The sequence below is a fragment of the Micromonospora sp. D75 genome, assembly GCF_018070405.1.
GTDB lineage: Bacteria > Actinomycetota > Actinomycetes > Mycobacteriales > Micromonosporaceae > Micromonospora > Micromonospora chalcea.
Genome location: NZ_JAGPXV010000031.1, coordinates 1 through 20,191, shown reverse-complemented (window position 1 = coordinate 20,191; position 20,191 = coordinate 1). Strand labels below are relative to the sequence as shown.

20 protein-coding genes and 1 pseudogene are annotated in these 20,191 nt (G+C 73.8%); 15 read left to right on the top strand and 6 right to left on the bottom strand.

The annotated features are described in order from the left end of the window. Positions 1-83: 83 nt before the first annotated feature. Positions 84-917, bottom strand: a complete 834-nt coding sequence (locus KBX39_RS03715) for an ABC transporter ATP-binding protein (RefSeq protein ID WP_210869185.1) — start codon at positions 915-917, stop codon at positions 84-86. Between the two features lie 118 nt (positions 918-1,035). On the opposite strand from KBX39_RS03715, the gene KBX39_RS03710 reads away from it, so the two are divergent. The 4 genes from KBX39_RS03710 (at position 1,036) to KBX39_RS03695 (ending at position 4,641) form a co-directional block, all read left to right on the top strand. Then, positions 1,036-2,154 carry a sensor histidine kinase gene (locus KBX39_RS03710; RefSeq protein ID WP_210869183.1) on the top strand — a complete coding sequence of 373 codons (1,119 nt, stop codon included), beginning with the start codon at positions 1,036-1,038 and terminating at the stop codon, positions 2,152-2,154. Continuing rightward, complete coding sequence (locus tag KBX39_RS03705) at positions 2,154-2,801, top strand: response regulator transcription factor (protein ID WP_064446501.1); 648 nt, start codon at positions 2,154-2,156, stop codon at positions 2,799-2,801. Before KBX39_RS03710 ends, KBX39_RS03705 begins: the two co-directional genes overlap by 1 nt. 65 nt (positions 2,802-2,866) lie before the next feature. Beyond that, positions 2,867-3,835: an ATP-binding cassette domain-containing protein gene (locus KBX39_RS03700; protein WP_210869180.1), complete on the top strand. Its 969-nt coding sequence runs from the start codon at positions 2,867-2,869 to the stop codon at positions 3,833-3,835. After that, entirely contained in the window at positions 3,832-4,641 is an 810-nt protein-coding gene (locus tag KBX39_RS03695) for an ABC transporter permease (RefSeq protein ID WP_069089712.1), read from the top strand. Before KBX39_RS03700 ends, KBX39_RS03695 begins: the two co-directional genes overlap by 4 nt. A 43-nt stretch (positions 4,642-4,684) precedes the next feature. On the opposite strand, the gene helR is transcribed toward KBX39_RS03695, so the two are convergent. Next, positions 4,685-6,856, bottom strand: coding sequence for an RNA polymerase recycling motor ATPase HelR (gene helR, locus KBX39_RS03690; protein WP_210869178.1), 2,172 nt, complete (start codon positions 6,854-6,856; stop codon positions 4,685-4,687). 221 nt (positions 6,857-7,077) lie between these two features. Between helR and KBX39_RS03685 the strand changes: the two genes are divergently transcribed. From KBX39_RS03685 to KBX39_RS03665, 5 genes and pseudogenes are all read left to right on the top strand, one after another. Next, complete coding sequence (locus KBX39_RS03685; RefSeq protein WP_210869176.1) at positions 7,078-7,869, top strand: TetR/AcrR family transcriptional regulator; 792 nt, start codon at positions 7,078-7,080, stop codon at positions 7,867-7,869. 107 nt (positions 7,870-7,976) lie between these two features. Further along, positions 7,977-8,123 carry a hypothetical protein gene (locus tag KBX39_RS03680; protein WP_174534167.1) on the top strand — a complete coding sequence of 49 codons (147 nt, stop codon included), beginning with the start codon at positions 7,977-7,979 and terminating at the stop codon, positions 8,121-8,123. Next, a complete protein-coding gene (locus KBX39_RS03675) occupies positions 8,123-9,292 on the top strand; it encodes a YeiH family protein (protein ID WP_247659843.1) in 1,170 nt (389 codons plus the stop codon). Before KBX39_RS03680 ends, KBX39_RS03675 begins: the two co-directional genes overlap by 1 nt. Continuing rightward, positions 9,261-9,656 (top strand): annotated as a pseudogene (locus KBX39_RS03670) (flavin reductase family protein); the annotation flags it as partial. The gene KBX39_RS03675 and the pseudogene KBX39_RS03670, both read left to right, overlap by 32 nt. Before the next feature lie 23 nt (positions 9,657-9,679). Next, on the top strand, positions 9,680-9,991 hold the full coding sequence (locus KBX39_RS03665; protein ID WP_043324181.1) for an NIPSNAP family protein: 312 nt from the start codon (positions 9,680-9,682) through the stop codon (positions 9,989-9,991). A gap of 17 nt (positions 9,992-10,008) precedes the next feature. Here KBX39_RS03665 and KBX39_RS03660 read toward each other — a convergent pair whose 3' ends face one another. Continuing rightward, a complete protein-coding gene (locus tag KBX39_RS03660; RefSeq protein ID WP_210869174.1) occupies positions 10,009-11,007 on the bottom strand; it encodes a YafY family protein in 999 nt (332 codons plus the stop codon). Positions 11,008-11,093: 86 nt separating this feature from the next. On the opposite strand from KBX39_RS03660, the gene KBX39_RS03655 reads away from it, so the two are divergent. Beyond that, the gene (locus tag KBX39_RS03655; RefSeq protein ID WP_210869172.1) at positions 11,094-11,672 is read left to right on the top strand and encodes a DinB family protein; all 579 of its coding nucleotides are present in this window, start codon (positions 11,094-11,096) and stop codon (positions 11,670-11,672) included. A gap of 47 nt (positions 11,673-11,719) precedes the next feature. Here KBX39_RS03655 and KBX39_RS03650 read toward each other — a convergent pair whose 3' ends face one another. After that, positions 11,720-12,928: a MalY/PatB family protein gene (locus KBX39_RS03650; RefSeq protein ID WP_210869170.1), complete on the bottom strand. Its 1,209-nt coding sequence runs from the start codon at positions 12,926-12,928 to the stop codon at positions 11,720-11,722. A gap of 34 nt (positions 12,929-12,962) precedes the next feature. On the opposite strand from KBX39_RS03650, the gene KBX39_RS03645 reads away from it, so the two are divergent. Continuing rightward, positions 12,963-13,517, top strand: a complete 555-nt coding sequence (locus KBX39_RS03645; protein WP_210869168.1) for a GNAT family N-acetyltransferase — start codon at positions 12,963-12,965, stop codon at positions 13,515-13,517. A gap of 9 nt (positions 13,518-13,526) precedes the next feature. Here KBX39_RS03645 and KBX39_RS03640 read toward each other — a convergent pair whose 3' ends face one another. Then, a complete protein-coding gene (locus KBX39_RS03640) occupies positions 13,527-14,351 on the bottom strand; it encodes an MOSC domain-containing protein (protein WP_113974041.1) in 825 nt (274 codons plus the stop codon). Positions 14,352-14,357: 6 nt separating this feature from the next. Further along, positions 14,358-15,986 carry an acyl-CoA dehydrogenase family protein gene (locus tag KBX39_RS03635; RefSeq protein ID WP_210869165.1) on the bottom strand — a complete coding sequence of 543 codons (1,629 nt, stop codon included), beginning with the start codon at positions 15,984-15,986 and terminating at the stop codon, positions 14,358-14,360. Positions 15,987-16,163: 177 nt separating this feature from the next. Between KBX39_RS03635 and KBX39_RS03630 the strand changes: the two genes are divergently transcribed. The 4 genes from KBX39_RS03630 to KBX39_RS03615 all read left to right on the top strand — a co-directional run. Further along, positions 16,164-17,702, top strand: coding sequence for an ABC transporter substrate-binding protein (locus KBX39_RS03630; protein WP_209961849.1), 1,539 nt, complete (start codon positions 16,164-16,166; stop codon positions 17,700-17,702). Next, positions 17,702-18,646, top strand: coding sequence for an ABC transporter permease (locus tag KBX39_RS03625; protein WP_030502381.1), 945 nt, complete (start codon positions 17,702-17,704; stop codon positions 18,644-18,646). The genes KBX39_RS03630 and KBX39_RS03625 overlap by 1 nt, the downstream gene beginning before the upstream one ends. After that, positions 18,643-19,524 carry an ABC transporter permease gene (locus KBX39_RS03620; RefSeq protein ID WP_043324166.1) on the top strand — a complete coding sequence of 294 codons (882 nt, stop codon included), beginning with the start codon at positions 18,643-18,645 and terminating at the stop codon, positions 19,522-19,524. Before KBX39_RS03625 ends, KBX39_RS03620 begins: the two co-directional genes overlap by 4 nt. Continuing rightward, a partial coding sequence (locus KBX39_RS03615; RefSeq protein WP_210869163.1) for an ABC transporter ATP-binding protein occupies positions 19,521-20,191 on the top strand: 671 nt, incomplete at its 3' end. The genes KBX39_RS03620 and KBX39_RS03615, both read left to right, overlap by 4 nt.

Below are 20,191 nucleotides of genomic sequence, written 5' to 3'. Positions count from 1 at the left end.
GCGCAGCAGGTAGGCGCCGGCCAGCACCAGCAGGACCGCGCCGGCGAGCGCCGGGAGGCGGAACTGCCGCAGCGTCATCCGGATCATCCGGTCACCGCCGGGTGGGCGGCGGCCCGGGACAGGTACGCCAGCACCAGCTCCTCCAGCGTGACCGGCGCGTCGTCGCGTACCGCCGGGCCCCGGACCACGACGCGGCCGGGCTCGGCCCAGACCACCTCGGCCCCGGCGGGCGCGGCGGCGGTCCGGTGGTGGGTGGCGAGCAGGTCCGTGACCGGCCCGGCCACCTGGACCCGGGCGGCGCAGAGCACGACCAGGTGGTCGCAGACCTGCGCCACGTCGCCGAGCAGGTGCGAGGAGAGCACCGCGCCGGCGCCGAGTTCCCGCACGAAGCCGGCCAGGCCGTGCATGAACTCGCGGCGCGCGAGGGGGTCCAGCGCGGCGGCCGGCTCGTCGAGGATGAGCAGGTCGGGGCGCTTCGCGGCGGCCAGCGCCAACGCCAGTTGCGCCCGCTGGCCGCCGGAGAGCCGGCCCGCCTTCTGCGCCGGATCGAGGCCGACCTCGTCGATCCGCCGCCGGGCCAGCGCCGCGTCCCAGGACGGGTTGAGCCACGCGCCCATCCGCAGGTGCTCGGCGACGGTGAGGGAGGCGTAGACCGGTGTGTCCTGGGCGACGAATCCGACCCGGGCCAGGTGCGCGGCGTCGGCGGCCGGTGGTGCGCCGAGCACCGTCAACGTGCCGGAGGTGGGCGCGATCAGCCCGCAGGCGAGTTGCAGCAGTGTGGACTTGCCGGCGCCGTTGGGGCCGACCAGGCCGACCACGTGGCCGCGCGGCACGCTCAGGTCGCAGTCGGCAAGCGCGGTGCGGCGGCCGTACCGTTTGGTCAGCCGCTCGGCGTGCAGGGCGAGTGGTGGATGCATGCGGCTCATCCTGGGCACGGCGGGACCGGCGGACATCGGTCCGGAGCACGGTCCGGCGCGCGGCCGACCCTACTTTCGGCCGGTTCGCGGCGGCCCGCGATCTCCTAGCGTGCTGGGCATGGCTGGTGAACGGATCACCCGGGTGGCGGCGACGGCGGGACTCGCCGTGGTGCTGCTCGCCGCGATCGGCGTCCAGGCGGTCGCGATCGCCGCGAGCTGGGGCCTGCGGTACTGGCTCGTGGGCGGCGCGGCCGCCGTCGTGGTCGGCGTGCTGGCTCTGGTACGCGACAGGCAGCGCGTCGTCACGGCCACTGCCGGGCTCGTCGTCGCGGCGTCGGCCGTTGCCGCCGCCCGGCTGTTCGACCTGCCCACCGAGCCGGGGCCCACGCTGGCGCTGGCGTCGGCGGTCCTGGTCGGATCGGCGGTACGCGCGTTGCCGCCGCTGCCCGCCGGCCTGATCGCCGCCGGTGGTCTCGTGGTGGCGGCCGGGGCGTGGGCGGTGGCCCGACCGGGCGCGGGCGGGTCCGGGGTGGTGGCGCTCAGCTGCCTGTGCTGGCTCGGCGGGGTCGCCACCGGGCTGAGCCTGCGGCTGCTCGACGAGCGGGCCCGCGCCACCGCCGAGCGGGTACGCCGCGACGAGCGACTGGAGCTGGCCCGGGAGCTGCACGACGTGGTGGCCCACCACGTCACCGGCATCGTGGTGCAGGCGCAGGCCGCCCACCTGGTCGGACGGCGGGATCCGGCGCGCGTCACGGAGTCGCTGGCCGGGATCGAGGAGGCCGGCGGCGAGGCGCTGCGGGCCATGCGCCGCGTGGTGGGGGTGCTGCGCGACACCGATGACGCGCCGCCGGCCTCGGCCGGTACCGAGCAGATCGAGGAGCTGGTCGAGCGGTTCCGCCGGCAGGGCCCGCCGGTGCGGCTGCGCCTACCGGGGGAGACGGCCTGGCCGCCGGAGGTCACCAGCACCGTGCACCGGATCGTCCGGGAGGCCCTGACGAACGTGGCCCGTCACGCCCCGCACGCCGGGCAGGTCACTGTGGACGTGGCGCGGGAGCCGGACGCGGTGGTGGTCGAGGTGACCGACGATGCGCCCGGCGGGCCCGCCGAACACCGGGGCGGATACGGCCTGGTCGGCCTGCGTGAGCGCGTCGAGGCCCTCGGCGGGACGCTGCGCGCCGGCCCCCGCCCCGACGGCGGATGGTCGGTGCGGGCCTCCGTGCCGTGCGGGAGGCCGTGATGGCGATCCGGGTGCTGCTCGCCGACGACCAGGCGATGGTCCGCGGCGGGTTGCGGCTCATCCTGGAGGACCAGCCCGACATCACAGTGGTCGCCGAGGCGTCTGACGGCGTCGACGCGGTCGCCCAGGCCCGCCGGCTGCGCCCGGACGTCTGCCTGGTGGACATCCGGATGCCGCGGCTCGACGGCCTCCAGGTGACCCGGGCGCTCGCCGGGCCCGAGGTGGCCGATCCGCTGCGGGTCGTCGTGGTCACCACGTTCGACCTGGACGAGTACGTCTACGGCGCGCTGCGCGGGGGAGCGGCCGGGTTCCTGCTCAAGGACGCCGGTCCGGCGCTGCTGGTGGAGGCGGTGCGGGCGGCGCACCAGGGCGACGCGCTCGTGTCCCCGTCGGTGACGGTCCGGCTGCTGCGGCACCTGGCCCCGCCCGCCCCGCCCCGCGACGAGCGCCGCCCAGCGCTGTCCGAGCGGGAGATCGAGGTGGTACGCGAGATCGCCCGGGGCCGTACGAACCTGGAGATCGGCGCGGAGCTGTTCATCTCGCTGAGCACCGTGAAGAGCCACGTCTCGGCCGTGCAGACCAAGCTCGGCCTGCGCAACCGTACCGAGATCGCGGTCTGGGCGTGGGAGCACCGCGTGGTCGACTGAACCGTTGGCGGACGCCATACCGTACGTTGTACGTTAGTGGCCGTCGTCAACGGAGGGGGACAGACGTGGAACACGCGATCCTCGCGGAGGGCCTGCGCAAGCGGTACGGGGACAACATGGCGCTGGACGGATTCGACCTGCGCGTGTCACCGGGCACCGTGTGCGGGCTGCTCGGCCCGAACGGCGCGGGCAAGACCACAGCCGTCCGCATCCTCGCCACGCTGCTGCGCTTCGACGCCGGGCGGGCCGAGGTCGCCGGCTACGACGTGGCCGGGCAGGCCGACCGGGTGCGCCACCGCATCGGTCTGGTCGGCCAGCATCCGGCGGTGGACGAGGCGCTGAGCGGCCGGGAGAACCTGGTCATCTTCGGCCGCCTGTTCCACCTGGGCCGGGCCGGGGCGAGACGGCGGGCCGGCGAACTGCTCGACCGGTTCGGGCTCGCCGACGCCGCCGATCGGCCGGTACGCACGTACTCCGGTGGCATGCGCCGCCGCCTCGACCTGGCCGCCGGGATGATCCTCGCGCCGTCGGTGCTGTTCCTGGACGAGCCGACCACGGCGCTGGACCCGCGCGGGCGCAACGAGGTGTGGGAGGCGGTACGGGACCTGGTGCGCGGCGGCACCACGGTGCTGCTGACCACGCAGTACCTGGACGAGGCCGACCAGCTCGCCGACCGCGTCTGCGTGCTCGACGCTGGGCGGGTGATCGCCGAGGGCACCCCGGACGCGCTCAAGTCCCGCCTGGGCGGCGACCGGATCGAACTGGTCGTCCGCGACGCCGCCGACCTCGCCACCGCCGCGCGCCGGCTGCGCGCGGTGGCCCGCTCCGAACCGGCTGTCGATCTGGACCGGCGGGCGGTCAGCGCCCAGGTCGGCGAGCGGGCCGGTGCGCTGACCGAGGTGCTGCGCGCACTCGACGCCGACGGCGTGGGCGTGGCCGACGTGGCGCTGCGCCGGCCCACACTGGACGAGGTGTTCCTCCAGCTCACCGCCACGTCCTCCGCCGCCCGCACCGGCGTGGAGGTGACCGCGTGACCGCGACGGTGAATCCGGCCCGCCGTGCGTCGCTGGCCGGTGACGGCCTGACGTTGACCGGGCGTGCGCTGGCGCACTGGCGGCGCGAGCCCGGTCCGCTGATCGGCTCGCTGGGCTTCGACATCCTGATGGTGCTGATGTTCGCGTACCTGTTCGGCGGCGCGCTCCAGGTGCCGGGCGGCGGCAGTTACCGCGAGTTCCTGATGCCCGGCATGTTCGCCATGACCATGGTCTTCGGCATCAGCATGACCACCATGGCGGTCTCGGCGGACCTGGACCGCGGCGTCACCGACCGGCTGCGGTCCATGCCGGTGTCGCGGCTGGCGCCGCTGCTCGGCCGCGCTGTCGCCGACCTGATGTTCGCCGTGGTGACGCTCGCCGTCATGCTGCTCGTCGGCCTGGCCGTCGGGTGGCGGGCACGCGGCGACCTCGGCGACACGCTCACCGCGTTCGGGCTGATCCTGCTGCTGCGGATCGCGCTGGTCTGGGTGGGCGTCTTCCTCGGCCTGACCGTGCAGGGACAGAGCGCGGTCACGGCCGTGCAGACGCTGGAGTTCCCGCTCGGTTTCCTGTCCAGCGCGTTCGTGGCGCCGTCCACCATGCCCGCGTGGCTGGGCGCGGTCGCCGAGTGGAACCCGCTGTCCGCCACCGTCGGCGCCACCCGGGAGCTGTTCGGCAACCCCGGCTGGGGCGGCGACTCCTGGGTGGCCGCGCATCACCCGCTGCTGGCGGTGCTCTGGCCGCTGGCGCTGATCGCGGTGTTCCTGCCGCTGTCGCTGCGCCGCTACCGGGCGCTCAGCCGCTGAGCCGGACCCCGGGGGCGGCCGTGCGTCGCCCCCGGGGCACGGGTCACGGCCCGGTGAGCACGACCAGCTCGCCGGTGGTCCGGGTCATCGCGACGTACCGGTCCACCGCGCCGGAGATGCCGTCGCCGAAGGACTCCGGGTCGACCAGCACCACCAGGTCGAACTCCAGCCCCTTCGCCAGCTCCGGCGTCAGCGACCGGACCCGGTCGGTCGCCGGGAACCCGGGATCGCCGATGACGCACGCGACGCCCTCGGGATGGGCGGCGAGCCAGCCGTCCACCACCGCGCGCAGCTCGGCGCGGTCGCCGTACCGCACGGGGGCGCCGTCGCGGATGGACGTGGGCACGTTGGCGTCCGGGAGCACGGCCCGGATCACCGGCTCGGCCGCCGCCATCACCTGCGCCGGGGTGCGGTAGTTGACGGTCAGCGTCGCCACCTCGACCCGGTCGAACCCGGCCCGCGCCAGCCGCTGCGGCCACGACTCGGTGAACCCGTGCCGCGCCTGCGCCCGGTCGCCGACCACGGTGAAGCTGCGCGACGGGCAGCGCGCCAGCAGCATCTGCCACTGCGCGTCGGTCAGCTCCTGCGCCTCGTCCACCACGACGTGCGCGAACGGCCCGGCCAGCAGGTCCGGATCGGCCACGCTCAACGCGCTGGAGTCGACCAGGCTGGTGCGCATGTCCTCGCCGTACAGCATGGTCATCAGACCCTCGCCGTCGTCGTAGGCGTGCGACGCGATCAGCGCGTCGACCACCGTGTCCATCTCGGCGCGCTGCGCGGCCAGCACCGCCTCGTCGCGGCGCCGCCGCAGCGACGCCTCCGGGTCGCCGACCCGCCGCCGGGCCGCGTCCAGCCACGGCAGGTCCGCGGCCGTCCAGGCCCGGGCGTCGGCCCGCCGCAGCGTACGGATCTCCTCGACGCTCAGCCAGGGCACGCACCGGCGCAGGTAGGCCGGCACCGACCACAGGTCGGCCACCACGTCGAGCGGGTCGAGCAGCGGCCACGCCCGGCCGAACGCGGTCACCAGTTCCCGGTCGCGTCCCAGTGCCCGGCGGACCGCCTCCTCCGGCTCGTCCCCGCGGTACTTCTCCACCAGGATCGTGAGCAGTTCCTCCCACACGTCGTCGCGGGCCTCGTTGTGCCCGACGCCCGGGCCGGCCGCCTCGAACGCCGTCGCCCAGTCGTCGGCGGTCAGCCGCAGCTCGGCGTCCCCGACCCCGACAGTCATCCCGGTCGCGGGCGGCTCCTCGTAGAACCGGACCGCGGCGTCGACAGCCCGCACGACGTCCGCCGACGCCTTCAGCCGGGCCACCTCCGGGTCGGTCTCCGGCGCCGCCGCCGCGCCCTCCGGCACCAGGTCGGCCAGGGTGCAGATCTGCACGTCCTCCTCGCCCAGGCTGGGCAGCACGTCGGAGACGTAGTTCAGGTACGGCTGGTGCGGCCCGACGACGAGGACCCCGCCCCGGCGCTCGCCGAGGCGCGGGTCGGCGTGCAGCAGGTACGCGGTGCGGTGCAGCGCCACCACCGTCTTGCCGGTGCCGGGACCGCCGTCGACCACCAGCGCGCCCCGGGAACCGGCCCGGATGATCGCGTCCTGGTCGGCCTGGATGGTGCCGAGCACGTCACGCATCCGCGCCGACCGGGTCGCGCCCAGGCTGGCGATGAACGCCGACTGGTCGTCCAGCGCGGCGTGCCCGGCCAGAGCGTCGGCGGTGAACACCTCGTCCCAGTAGTCGGTGATCCGCCCTCGGCTCCACCGGTACCGGCGGCGGCTGACCAGGCCCATCGGGTCGGCGTGGGTGGCGCCGAAGAACGGCTCGGCGGCGCGGGAGCGCCAGTCCAGCAGCAGTCGGCCGCCCGCGCCGTCGGTCAGGCCGAGTCGGCCCACGTACACCGGTTCGCCGCCGTCCGCGCCGACCATCCGGCCCAGGCACAGGTCCAGGCCGTAACGGCGCAGCGTACGCAGGCGCGCGCTCAACCGCCGGACCTCCTCGTCCCGGTCGACGGCCTGCCGGCCCCGGCCGCCGGCGGACCGGCGCGTCGCGTCGAGCCGGTCGGTCAACTCGGCGATCGAGCGGCGCAGGCTGTCCGCGATGGCGGCGAAGTGCCGCTCGTCGTCGGCGATCAGGTTCGGGTCGGCCTTGGCCGACAGACGTTCGGGAAGATCGAAAACGCTCGTGGCAGGCAGATTCAACTCGTCTCCGATCACGGGCACGGCCGAGCCTCCGCTCTTCGCGGCTTTTCGAATGCCTCGGCAATGGGTTACGGCCGGCAATTCTGCGCCACCACCCGGGGCTTGCCGCAAGACCGGGGGTGCGCTATATGTTGGTAGTGGCGGGAGAACCCGCCATTCTTTTTGCCCGAACAATTCTCGCGGCTTTTCCCGGCGTCCCGCCGACGGCCCGCGAACGGCGTGGCCGGTAGGATGACGGCACCATGTCGAAGGAGCGCCGGCGCAAGGCCGATCCCGCCCGCAGCCTGGCCCTTCTGTGGCGCACCCGGGAGCCGGCCAGCCGCGGCGCCGGTCCCGGCCTCAGCGTCGACCGGATCGTGCGCACCGCGATCGAGATCGCCGACGCCGAGGGCATCGACGCGCTCACCATGCGCCGGGTCAGCGAGGCGCTCGGCGTGGGCACCATGTCCGTCTACACGTACGTGCCGGGAAAGGCGGAACTGCTCGACGTCATGGTGGACGCCGTTCTCGGTGACCTCCCGCGCCCGGCCGACGTGCCGGGTGGCTGGCGGGGCCGGCTGGAACGGATCGCGCGGGACAATCTGGCCCTCTACCGGTCCCACCCGTGGCTGTTGCGCGCCGAGACGACCCGGCCGGTGCTCGGCCCCAACGTGCTCGCGAAGTACGACTACGAACTGCACGCCGTCGCGGACATCGGGCTCGACGACGTGGAGATGGACGCGGTGCTCACGCTCGTGCTGGGGCACGCCAAGAGCGCGGCGCGGGCCGCGCTGGACGTGGCCGAGCTGGAACGTGAGACCGGGATGACCGACGACCAGTGGTGGCAGACGCACGGGCCCTGGCTGGAGAAGTTCATGACCGTCGGCAGTTTCCCGCTCGCCGCGCGGGTCGGCACGGCCGCGGGCATGGCGCACGGCGCGGCGTACGGGCCGGACCACGCCTTCGAGTTCGGTCTGCAGCGGGTGCTCGACGGCATCTCGGTGGTGGTCGCCGAACGTGCCGCGGGTGAGCCGGAGCCCGGGAATGCCTTGTAATCCTACTAGTTAAGTAGGAAACTCTCCCCATCGATCGGCTCCGGCCGGTCGATCACCCTCGCCTCCGGCTGCCCTCCTTCGCCCGCGCGTACCCGTAGGAGCCCTTCATGAGCAACGCGCCCACGCCACCCGAACCGCCCACCGCAGGCCACTCCCGGCTCGCCCTCAACGAGGACTGGGCCGCCACGATCCTCGGCCTCGCGCTGCTGCTCCTGGTGCTGGCCGGCGCCATCCCCGCCGGGCTGGTGCCGTGATGGCCGCCGCCCCGGAACCCGCCGTCCGCAGCACCACCGCCGGGCCGCCCGCGGACTCCACAGCGGACGCCCCACCCCGGGCCGACCTGCGCTCCGGCGCGTTCTGGGCCTGGACCGCCGTGGGTCTGCTGGTGGTGCTCGGGCTGGCCGCGCTCACCCGCTACCTGGAACAGAACGTGCCGGTCTGGGCCGAGGGCAGCGCGATCGAGGAGGTGGCCGCCGCGATCGAGTACCCGGTCTACGCGATCCTGCTCGGCCTGCTCGGCAACCTGGTCGTCACCGTGACCGGCCTGCGCGACCGGATCTCCGCCGCGTTCCGGACCGAGTTCTTCATCAAGACCGGCCTGGTGCTGCTCGGCGCCTCGATCAACCTCGCCGTCATCGCGAGCGCCGCCGGCCCCGCCATCGCCCAGGCGCTGCTCCTGATCAGCGGCGTCTTCCTGTTCACCTGGTGGCTGGCCGGACGCTTCGGCCTGGACGACAAACTGCGGGCGCTGCTCGCCTCGGCCGTGTCGATCTGCGGCGTCAGCGCCGCCATCGCCGCCGCCGGCGCGGTGCGGGCACGCCGGGAACAGCTCGCGTACACGGCCAGCCTGGTCATCGCGTTCGCGTTGCCGTCGATCTTCCTGCTGCCGTGGCTGGCCGACGTGCTCGGCCTCTCCGACGCGGTCGCCGGTGCCTGGATCGGCGGCAACATCGACACCACCGCCGCCGTCACCGCGGCGGGCGCGCTCGCCGGTGAGGACGCGCTCCAGATCGCCAGCATCGTCAAGGTCACCCAGAACGCGCTGATGGGCGTGGTCGCGGTGGCGCTCACCGCGTACTTCGCGCTGCGCGTGGAGCGCCGTCCGGACACCCCGCGGCCGGGGCTCGGCGAGCTGTGGCGTCGGTTCCCGAAGTTCGTCCTCGGGTTCGTCGCCGCCTCGGTGATCGCCACCTGGTACCTCGACGTCGCCGGGGCGGACGGCAAGGCCACCATGGCGATCGTCACCGACCTGCGGGTCTGGTTCCTCATCCTGGCCTTCGTCAGCATCGGCCTGGAGGTCCGCGTGTCGTCGCTGCGCGAGGCCGGCTGGCGGCCGGTCACCGTGTTCGGCGCGGCCACCGTGTTCAACCTGGTGCTGGCGCTCGGACTGGCCTCGGTGCTGTTCCACGGCTTCACGGTCTGACCGGCTGGACCTGGGCTCGTCGAGCTGGCCGGTGGTGTCCCGGGCCCGGCACGTCGCGGTGCACCTGCTCGGGCACGGCCAGCACGAGGTGGCCCGGAGGTTCGCCGCCAGCGGGATCGACAGGTTCGCCGAGCCGACCCGCTGGCGGCCCGGCCCGGAAGGGGTGCCGGTCCTCGACGACACACTGGCCTGGCTGCTGTGCCGGGTGGTGGACCGGGTCGTCGTCGGGGACCACGCCGTCGTGCTGGCCGAGCCGGAGCTGCTGCGGCACGCCGACGTCGGGTCGCCGCTGCTCTACCACCGGGGCCGGTACGCGGGCCTGGCCGACACGACCGACCCCGGCGACCGCCGCTGCGCCGCCTGACCGACCGTCGCTATCGTGGCCGCGTGATCACCTGCGTCGTGCACTACACGATCGACCCCGCACAGATCGAGGCGTTCGAGCGCTTCGCCCGCACCTGGATGCGGCTGGTGGCACGGCACGGCGGCGTGCACCACGGCTACTTCCTGCCCGCCGAGGGCGCCAGCGACCGGGCCGAGGCGCTGTTCAGCTTTGAGAGCCTGGCGGCGTACGAGCAGTACCGGGCCCGGTTCGGAGTGGACCCGGAGTTCGTCGCCGCCGACCGGATCCGCGACGAGTCGGGCTGCGTCCTGCGGTACGAGCGCACGTTCATGCGCCCGCTCCTGCCCACCGACTGACACCCCGGCCGGCCCGGCTACCGAGGCGGGTTCGGGCCCTCCGCTGCTGCGGCGTAGCGGCGGGCCAGGCGGGCGAACGCCTCCCGCAACTCGGGCGGCCCGACCACCTCGATGTCGGCGTCGTAGCGGCCGAGCAGGGCGGCCAGCCCGGCCCACGACCAGCCGCCCTGGGTCAGACGGCAGCGATCGGGCCCCAGCTCCTCGACGATGCCGTCGCGGGTCCACGCGGAGACCGTCCGGGCGGGCAGGTCGAGGATCACCTCGCCCCGGCAGGGCCAGTCACCCGGCCCGGTGGCGCCCTTGAACCGGCCGGCGATGTACGCCGCGACGTCCCCGCCGGGCAGCTCGCGGGGCGTGAACCGGGGGCCGGTGGGCGTACGCGGGCTGATCCGGTCGACCCGGAACGTGCGCCAGTCGTCGCGGTCCAGGTCCCAGGCCACGAGATACCAGCGCCCGCCCCAGGTGACGAGGTGGTGCGGCTGCGCGCGGCGCGGCGGCGCGTCGGGAGCGGACGCCGACACCGAGTCGTAGTCGAAGCGCAGCTCCTCCCGGGCGTGCACGGCGGCGCTGAGTGTCATCAGCAGTCCCGGCTCCACGCGGGCCGCGGCGGGCGTGCCGGCCCGTTCCACGGCGATCACCCGCAGCGCGTCGACCCGGTGGCGCAGCCGGGGCGGCATCACCTGCCGGACCGTGGTCAGCGCCCGCGCGGCGGCCTCCTCGATGCCGGTCACGCCGGTGGCGGCGGTCTGCAACGCCACGGTCAGCGCGACCGCCTGCTCGTCGTCGAAGAGCAGCGGCGGCAGCGCCGAGCCGGCGCCGAGACGGTAGCCGCCGTCCGGGCCCTTGGTGCTCTCGATCGGATAGCCCAGCTCGCGGAGCCGGTCGACGTCGCGGCGCACGGTACGCGCGCTGACCCGTAACCGTTCGGCGAGCAGCGCGCCCGGCCAGTCCCGGCGGGCCTGAAGCAGGGACAGCAGGGAGAGCAGTCGCGCGGAAGTCGTCGGCACGACATGCATTCTGCCCGCAGAAGAGGACACATCCTGACCGCTATGCCTGCGAGTGTGGGCCCGTACCCGATCAGGACCGGAAGGAACCGATGACGATGACCGGCACCACCACGACCCCCACCACCCTGGACGCCGAGCGGGCCGACCTGCTGGCCGAGCTGGCCGAGGCGCGGAACATGCTGATCAACACGGTGCGCGGCCTCACCGACGAGCAGGCCGGGCAGAAGCCGACGGTCAGCGCGCTCTGCCTGGGTGGGCTGATCAAGCATGTGACGTCCACCGAGGAGGCGTGGCTGCGATTCGTGGTCGAGGGCCCGTCGGCGATGTCCTTCGCTCTGCCCGAAGGCGTCACTTGGGAGGACTTCATGGCCGGCAAGGCCCGCGAGCTGCCGCAGTGGGCGATCGAGCGGGGGCGGGACTTCCAGATGCTGCCCGGGGACACGCTGCCGGCCATCCTGGACCGCTACGCGCGCGTCGCCGCCCGTACCGAGGAGATCGTGGCCGGCGTCGAGGACCTGTCGGCGACCTGGCCGGTGCCGGACGCGCCGTGGAACGAGCCGGGCTCGGTCCGCAGCATCCGGCGGGTGCTGATCCACGTCATCGCCGAGACCACCCAGCACGCCGGGCACGCGGACATCCTGCGCGAGAGCATCGACGGGCAGACCACCACCTGAGCCGGCCGGGGCACCGGCGCCGCGGGGCGCCGGTGCCGGCCCGGCCGTCAGCCGGTCGCCGCCCGGCCCATCCGGGTGACCGCCTCGGTGAGCACGGCGGGGGAGGTGGCGAAGTTGAGTCGGACGAATCCGGCGCCGCCGGCGCCGAAGACGTGCCCGGAGCTGAGCGCCACGCGGGCCCGGTCGAGGAACATCCGCGCCGGCCCGGCCAGGTCGCTCGCCACGCCCGGGCCGTCGCCCGCCTCGGTGGGCACGCCGAGGGCGCGGCAGTCCAGCCAGGCCAGGTATGTGCCCTCGGGCGGCTGCCACGACACCGCCGGCAGGTGGTCGGCCAGCAGCGACCCGAGCAGCGCCCGGTTCGCGTCCAGGCCGTCGAGCAGCCGGTCCAGCCACGGCCCGCCGGCCCGGAACGCGGCGGTGTGCGCGAGCACGCCGACGTGGCTCGGGCCGTGGCTCACCTCCTCCGGCATCCGGGCCAGGTCGTCGGCGGCGTCCGGCCCGGCAACGGCCAGCGCCGCCTTGAGCCCGGCGAGGTTCCACGCCTTGGACGCCGACAGCAGCGCGAACGCGTTCTGGGCGCCGGGCACCGTCAGGTACGGGGTGAACCGCGCACCGGGTAGCGCCAGCGGCGAGTGGATCTCGTCGGAGACCACCCGGACGCCGTGCCGGGCGGCCAGCTCCGCGACGGTGGCCAGCTCGTCGGGCCGGTGCACCACGCCGGTCGGGTTGTGCGGGTTGCAGAGCAGGAACGCCGGCCGCTCGCCGATCGCACGAGCGCGCCGGAACGCCTCCTCCAGCGCGGCCGGGTCGAGCCGCAGGTCCGCGCCGAGCGGCGCCTCGAGCACCTGCCGGTCGGCGTGCGTGACGAACGCGTAGAACGGCGGGTAGACCGGCGGGGTGACCACCACCGCGTCGCCCGGCCCGGTGACCAGGCGCAGCACCTCGACCGTGCCCATCATGACGTCGGGCACCAGCGTGGTCCGGCCGACCGGGAAGTCGGCCCAGCCCCACCGCTGCGCGGCGAACCCGCCGACCGCCTCGGCGTACCCGGTGCCGTACGCGTAGCCGGTGTCGCCCAGGTCGACCGCCCGGCGCAGAGCCTCGGCCACCGGCGGCGCCAGCGGCACGTCCTGCTCGGCGACCCACAGCGGCAGCACGTCCGGCGGGTACAGCCGCCACTTCACGCTGGTGCGTGCCCGGAGCTGGTCGAGTGTGAGCTGGGTGAGCGGGTTGCCGTCGTCGGCGGAAACGACCATGCGGCTCACCCTAGGCGCGTCCTACCATCGCCCGATGGCCCACCCGGCGTACCCGCTGCGCACGACCCGGCTGCTGCTGCGCCCGGTGACGCTCGACGACCTCGACGACGTGCACGCCTGGCAGCGCCGCCCGGACGTGGTCCGCTGGATGGCGGGTGCCGCCCCGCGTACCCGGGCGGAGTCCCTGGCGTCGGTGACCGCGATGGCCGGCGAGGACGCGCTGCGCGCGGAGGGCGACTGCCTGACGCTCGCCGTGGTGCGCGACGGGCGAATGATCGGCGCGGTCGAGCTGGTGTGGCGCAGCGCCGCGGACCGCACCGCCGAGCTGGGGTACGTGTTCCACCCCGACCACGGCGGCCGGGGGCTGGCCACGGAGGCGGCCGGGGCGCTGCTGGACTGGGGTTTCGGCGAGTTCGGGCTGCACCGGGTGGTGGCCCGCTGCCACGCGGACAACGAGCCGTCGGCGCGCCTGATGGCCCGGCTCGGGATGCGGCGGGAGGCGCGGCACGTGCGCAGCTACCGGTTCCGGGGCGGGTGGGCAGACCAGCTCGTCCACGCGATCCTGGCCGACGAGTGGCGTGGCCGCTGAGCGGCCGGATCAGGAGACGGTGACGGGATCGCCGACGCGGATCTCGCCGGTGGTCACCGGTACCAGCCGGATGCCGAACCAGGTCTTGCCGTCGTGGCGCCGGTGCCGGGCCAGCGTGCGGATGGGTTCCTTCCCGCTGGCGAGGGTCTGCGGGTCGATGAGCGTCACCGAACAGCGGTCGCAGCGTTCGGAGACCCGGAAGTCGACGGCGCCGATGCGCACCCGTGTCCAGCCGTCCTCGGCGAACGGCTCGAACGGCCCGTCGAGCACCACAGTGGGCCGGAACCGGGCCATCGCCAGCGGCTCCGGGGCCGGTTCGCCGCGTTCCAGCGCGCCCTCGACGATCCAGTCCCGCAGCCGCCGCAGCGACGGCGCCGTGGCGACCAGCAGCGGTCCGGCGTCGGAGAGGTTCAGCGGGTCACCGGGCCGGCCGCCGTGCTCGGCCGACATCGGGCGGCGGCGCGGGTCGTCCAGCCAGGCCAGCCGCACCGGACGGCCCAGCCGCGCGGAGAGCCAGTCGTGAGCCTCGTCGGCGGCGAGCCGGACCGTGTCCAGCCGGGACACGTCCGTCGGGACGAGCGGCCCGTCCACCGGCTCGGCGACTGTCAGCGACGACCCGTCGCGGGCGGTGAGCGTGAGCGACCCGGGCCCGGGCGCGGCGGTCAGGCCGAGCAGCGCCGGCAGGGCGGTCGAGCCCACTTTGCCGCCGTCGGGGCGCAGCACCACCCAGCGGCGGTCGTGACGCAACCCCCACGGCTCGACCACGGCCCGGTCGACGTCGACGCCGCCGAGGGACTTGACCGGATACAGGTGGGCCGAGACCAGACGCGTCATCGCCGCTCAGCCGATCTTCGGGGTGGCGCGGTCGATGATCGCGGACAGGTCCAGTCCGCCGGGTAGCGTCCCGTACGCCTGGCCGTGGTCGCCGCCGAGCCGGGACGCGCAGAACGCGTCGGCGACCGCGGGGTGGCCGTGGCGTACCAGCAGCGCGCCCTGCAGCACCAGCGCCAGCCGCTCCACCACGCGCCGGGCGCGCAGCTCCAGGTCGGTGTGGTCGGCCAGCTCGTCGCGCACCCGGCGCACCGCGGCGTCCAGTCGCGCGTCCGCGCCGGCCGCGGCGGCCACCTCCGCCTCGTACGCGGCGAGGACCTGCGGTTCCCGGGTGAGCGCGCGCAGCACGTCCAGCGCGGCGACGTTGCCGGAGCCCTCCCAGATCGAGTTCAGCGGCGACTCGCGGAACAGCCGCGGCATGCCGGACTCCTCCACGTAGCCGTTGCCGCCCAGGCATTCCAGCGCCTCGGCGGCGTGCCCCGGCCAGCGTTTGCACACCCAGTACTTGCCGACTGCGAGGGCGAGGCGCTTGAACGCGGTCTCGCCGTCGTCGCCGCGCGCCGACCGGTCGGTCGCCCCGGCCAGCCGGATCATCAGCAGGGTCGCGGCCTCGGACTCCACGGCCAGGTCGGCCAGCACGTTGCGCATCAGCGGCTGGTCGAGAAGGTAGCTGCCGAACGCCCGCCGGTGGGTCGCGTGGTGCACGGCGGTGGTCACGCCGTGACGCATCCCGGCCGCCGCGCCGATCACGCAGTCGAGCCGGGTCAGGTTGACCATGTCGATGATGGTGCGCACGCCCCGGCCCTCGTCGCCGACGCGCCACGCCACCGCGTGCTCGTACTCGACCTCGGCGGAGGCGTTGGAGCGGTTGCCGAGCTTGTCCTTGAGCCGCATCAGCCGCATCGGGTTGCGGGCGCCGTCGGGCAGCACGCGGGGGACCAGGAAGCAGGTGAGGCCGCCGGGTGCCTGGGCGAGCGTGAGGAACAGGTCGCACATGGGCGCGGAGGTGAACCACTTGTGCCCGACGAGCCGGTAGCTGCCGTCCGGCTCAGGGCGGGCGGTGGTGGTGTTGGCGCGCACGTCCGAGCCGCCCTGCTTCTCGGTCATCGACATGCCGGCGAGCAGGCCGCGCTTGGTCTGCGGCGGGCGCAGCCCGAAGTCGTACTCGCGGGTGGTGAGCAGCGGCTCGTAGCGGTCGGCCAGCTCCGGGCTGTGCCGCAGCGCGGGCACCGCCGCGTAGGTCATCGAGACGGGGCAGCCGTGCCCGGCGTCGGGCCGCCACAGGTAGAAGCCGGCCGCCCGGGCCACGTGCGCGCCGGGTCGGTCGTCGGCCCACGGCGCGGCGTGCAGGCCGTGCCCGACGGCGGTACGCATCAGCTCGTGCCAGGACGGGTGGAACTCCACCTCGTCGATCCGGTTGCCGTACCGGTCGTGGGTGCGCAGCACCGGCGGGTGCTCGTTGGCGAGCCGCCCGTGTTCGGCCGCCTCCTCACCACCGGCGAGCAGGCCCAGCTCGTGCAGCCCGGGCAGCGCCCATTCGGCGCCCTCCCGGGTCACGCCGTCGCGCAGTGCCGGGTCGTCGGCGGTGTCGTGGCCGACCATCGGGGGGACCTGGTTGACGACCTCGTGTGTGGTCACGGCGGCAACTCCCAGCGCGGTGGCGGATCGGGTCGGGGCCCGGATTGAACCACCGTTCACTCCGCACCGGCAACACCGATCGACCAGTCATTTTGGCTGGATTCGTTTGACATCATCCGGCTCGGAGACAAGACTCGCCGAAACTTTCTTTTGTCCGGGAAGTGGCAAGGGGGGCCTGTGTCCAGGAACAAGCTCGGCGCGTTCGGCGCCGCACTCATCCTCACCGTCGGCGTCCTGTCCGGATGCACCGGCGGCGAGGCGGTCGACGTCGGCGGCGGGGGGAACGCCGGCGGCGAAGGCGGAATCCTCAACGCCGCGATCGGCGGCGAACCCGACCAGCTCGACCCGCACAAGACCTCGGCCTACTACAGCTTCCAGGTGCTGGAGAACGTCTACGACACGCTCGTCGAGCCGGACGCCGACCTGAAGATGGTGCCGTCGCTGGCGACCAAGTGGACCACCAGCGACGACCAGCTCACCTGGACGTTCACGTTGCGCGAGGGCGTGAAGTTCTCCGACGGGTCGCCGCTGACCTCCGAGGACGTCGTCTACTCCTTCGAGCGGATCATCAAGGAGAAGCTGAACAACGCGTACAAGTTCGCCACCGTCAAGTCGGTCACCGGGCCCGACCCCGCGACGGTGGTGGTGACGCTCAGCGCGCCCACGCCGAACCTGCTCGCCAACCTCGGTGGGTTCAAAGGCGTCGCGATCGTGGAGAAGTCCAACGTGGAGTCCGGCAAGGTGAAGACCGCGCCGGTGGGCAGCGGCCCGTTCACGGTGGCCGGCTACACCTCCGGCGACAGCATCAAACTGGTGCGCAACGACGCCTACTGGGGTGAGAAGCCGAAGCTCGACGGCGTCACGTTCACCTTCGTCAAGGACCCCACCGTGGCGCTGCAGAACCTGCGCAGCGGCCAGGTGCAGTGGACCGACAACCTGCCGCCGCAGCAGGTCAAGTCGCTGCAGGACGGCGACGACCCGGTGGTGAAGTCGGCGGCCTCCACCGACTACTGGTACGTGGCGCTCAACGAGGCCCGCAAGCCGTTCGACAACCCCGAGGTGCGGCGCGCCATCGGGTACGCCCTGGACCGGGAGGCGATCACCAAGGCGGCGAAGTTCGGCCTGGCCACCGTCAACCAGACCGCCATCCCGAAGGACAGCGCGTTCTACTACGACTACGCGCCCTACAGCCACGACCCGGGCAAGGCCAAGCAGATGCTCGGCCAGGCGGGCGTGAGCAACCTGACCATGGACCTGATGGTCACCAGCGAGTACCCGGAGACGGTCAGCGCCGCCCAGGTCATCGCCGCCCAGCTCAAGGACGTCGGCATCACCGTGAAGATCCGTACGCTGGACTTCGCCCAGTGGCTCGACGAGCAGGCCAAGGGCAACTTCGACGGGTTCATGCTGGGCTGGCTCGGCAACATCGACCCGGACGAGTTCTACTACGCCCAGCACCACAGCGGCGGCACGTTCAACTTCCACAAGTACAAGAACCCGGCGGTGGACAAGCTGCTGGACGACGCGCGCACCCAGACCGACCAGGGCGCCCGCAAGCAGGCGTACGAGCAGGCGGCGAAGCAGATCGTCGACGACGCCAGCTACCTCTACCTCTACAACCCGGACGTGGTGCAGGGCTGGTCGAAGGAGGTCTCCGGCTACGAGGTGCGCACCGACCGGGCGATCCGGTTCCGGTCGGTCGCCCTGGCCAAGTGATGGCCCGCTTCGTCCTGCGGCGGGCACTCCAGTCGGCGGTCGTGCTGATCGGCGTGACCCTTGTGGTGTTCCTGCTGCTGCAACTCGTGCCGGGCGACCCGGTCCGGGTGGCGCTCGGCACCCGGTTCGACCAGGAGACGTACGACGCGTTGCGGGAACGGGCCGGCCTCGACCAGCCGCTGCCGGTGCAGTACGCCAGCTACCTCGGGCACGCGCTCACCGGTGACCTGGGGGTCAGCTTCCGCACCGGCCAGCCGGTGAGCCAGATCGTGCTGGAACGGCTGCCCGCCACGCTGTCCCTGGCCGTCACCGCGGTGCTGTTCGCGCTGCTGGTGGCGTTCCCGCTGGGCATCGTCGCGGCGGTACGCAGCGGCTCCGCCGTGGACCACGCCGCCCGCGTGTTCAGCCAGTTCGGCGTCTCGGTGCCGGACTTCTGGATGGGCATCATGGGCATCCTGCTGTTCGCCGGGGTGCTCGGCTGGCTGCCACCGTCGGGTTACGTGGCGCTGACCGAGGACCCCGGCCGGTGGGCCACCCACGTGGCGCTGCCGGCGGTCACCGTCGGCCTGGTCACCGCCTCCATCCTCACCCGGTTCATCCGCTCCTCGGTGCTGGAGGTGCTCTCCGCCGACTACGTGCGTACCGCCGAGGCGAAAGGGCTGCGCAACCGGGTGGTGATCGTGCGGCACGTGCTGCGCAACGCGCTGATCCCGGTGGTGACTGTGGTCGCCGTGCAACTGGCGAGCCTGCTCGGCGGCGTCATCGTCATCGAGGTGCTGTTCGCCTGGCCGGGCATCGGCCGGCTCACCTTCGACGCCGTGCAGGCCCGCGACTATCCCGTCCTGCAGGGCGCGGTGCTGCTGGTGGCCGCCCTGTTCCTGCTGGTCAACCTGCTGGTGGACATCCTCTACGCCCGCCTCGACCCGAGGATCACGGTCAAGTGAGCGCCACGACCGAGAGCACCGGGCGCCGTGTGCTGGACGCGCTGCGCCGCGACCCGCTCGCCGTCGGCGGCACCATCGTGCTCGTCCTGCTGGTCGTGGTGGGCGTGGCCGGCCCGTGGCTGGCCCCGGCCGGCGTCAACGACGTCGACGTGGACCAGATGCTGCGCCCGCCCAGCGGCGCGCACCCGTTCGGCACCGACGAGCTGGGCCGCGACGTGCTCAGCCGGGTGCTCGTCGCCGCCCGCGTGTCACTGCAGGTCGGCGCGGTCAGCGTCGGCATCGCGCTGGTCGCGGGCGTGACGCTCGGGCTGCTCGCCGGCTACTACCGGGGCTGGCTGGACAGCATCCTCATGCGCTGCATGGACGTGCTGTTCGCGTTCCCGGTGCTGCTGCTGGCGGTGGCCATCGTGGCGGTGCTCGGCCCCGGCCTGCTCACCGCCATGGTCGCCATCGGCGTGGTCTACACGCCCATCTTCGCCCGGATCACCCGTGCCGGCGTGCTGTCCGTACGCGAGCAGGTGTTCGTCCGGGCCGCCGTGTCCATCGGCGCGTCCGACCTGCGCATCATGCGCCGCCACGTGTTGCCGAACATCGCCGCGCCGCTGATCGTGCAGACGTCGCTGTCGCTGGCGTTCGCGATCCTCTCCGAGGCCGCGTTGTCCTTCCTCGGCCTCGGCATCCAGCCGCCCGCGCCGGCCTGGGGCCGGATGCTGTTCGACGGGCGCGGCTTCGTCACCGACGCCTGGTGGCTGGGCGTGTTCCCGGGCGCGGCGATCTTCCTCACCGTGCTGGCGTTCAACCTGGTCGGCGACGCGCTGCGGGACGTGCTCGACCCGCGCCAGCTCACCCTCGCCGAGGCCCGCCGGAGCACCCCATGAGCGAGCGCACCGAACGCATGCCGAGCCAGCGCCAGCGGCCCAGGACCGACTCGACGGTGCTGTCCGTGGACGACCTCACCGTCACGATCGGCACCCGCCGTGGCCCGGCCCGCGCCGTGGCCGGCGTGTCCTGGCAGGTACGGCAGGGGGAGACGTTCGCGCTGGTCGGCGAGTCCGGCAGCGGCAAGAGCATGACCCTGCTCGCGGCCACCGGCCTGGCCCCGCGCGCCGCGACGGTCACCGGCCGGGTGCGGCTGCTCGACCACGAGCTGACCGCGCTGCCCGACGACCGCCGCCGCAGGCTGCGCGGCCGGCACGTCGGGTTCGTCTTCCAGGACCCGATGACCTCGCTCAACCCGGTGCTGCCGGTGGGCCGGCAGGTCACCGAGGCGGCCGAGGAACACCTCGGGCTGACCCGCCGCGCCGCCCGCGACCGGGCGGTGGAGCTGCTGGAGCTGGTCGGCATCCCGTCGGCCGCGCGGCGCGTCGACGCGTACCCGCACCAGTTCTCCGGCGGCATGCGCCAGCGCGTCGCCATCGCGATGGCGCTGGCGTGCGAGCCGGACCTGCTGATCGCCGACGAGCCGACCACCGCGCTGGACGTCACCACGCAGGCGCAGATCATCGAGCTGGTCGCCGACCTGCAGGCGCGGCTGGGCACAGCTGT

Bases quoted from the DNA above. Each gene is read 5' to 3' on its own strand.
- KBX39_RS03715 (WP_210869185.1), bottom strand. From the start codon at position 917: ATGCATCCACCACTCGCCCTGCACGCCGAGCGGCTGACCAAACGGTAC.
- KBX39_RS03710 (WP_210869183.1), top strand. From the start codon at position 1,036: ATGGCTGGTGAACGGATCACCCGGGTGGCGGCGACGGCGGGACTCGCC.
- KBX39_RS03705 (WP_064446501.1), top strand. From the start codon at position 2,154: ATGGCGATCCGGGTGCTGCTCGCCGACGACCAGGCGATGGTCCGCGGC.
- KBX39_RS03685 (WP_210869176.1), top strand. From the start codon at position 7,078: ATGTCGAAGGAGCGCCGGCGCAAGGCCGATCCCGCCCGCAGCCTGGCC.
- KBX39_RS03680 (WP_174534167.1), top strand. From the start codon at position 7,977: ATGAGCAACGCGCCCACGCCACCCGAACCGCCCACCGCAGGCCACTCC.
- KBX39_RS03675 (WP_247659843.1), top strand. From the start codon at position 8,123: ATGGCCGCCGCCCCGGAACCCGCCGTCCGCAGCACCACCGCCGGGCCG.
- KBX39_RS03660 (WP_210869174.1), bottom strand. From the start codon at position 11,007: ATGCATGTCGTGCCGACGACTTCCGCGCGACTGCTCTCCCTGCTGTCC.
- KBX39_RS03655 (WP_210869172.1), top strand. From the start codon at position 11,094: ATGACCGGCACCACCACGACCCCCACCACCCTGGACGCCGAGCGGGCC.
- KBX39_RS03650 (WP_210869170.1), bottom strand. From the start codon at position 12,928: ATGGTCGTTTCCGCCGACGACGGCAACCCGCTCACCCAGCTCACACTC.
- KBX39_RS03645 (WP_210869168.1), top strand. From the start codon at position 12,963: ATGGCCCACCCGGCGTACCCGCTGCGCACGACCCGGCTGCTGCTGCGC.
- KBX39_RS03640 (WP_113974041.1), bottom strand. From the start codon at position 14,351: ATGACGCGTCTGGTCTCGGCCCACCTGTATCCGGTCAAGTCCCTCGGC.
- KBX39_RS03625 (WP_030502381.1), top strand. From the start codon at position 17,702: ATGGCCCGCTTCGTCCTGCGGCGGGCACTCCAGTCGGCGGTCGTGCTG.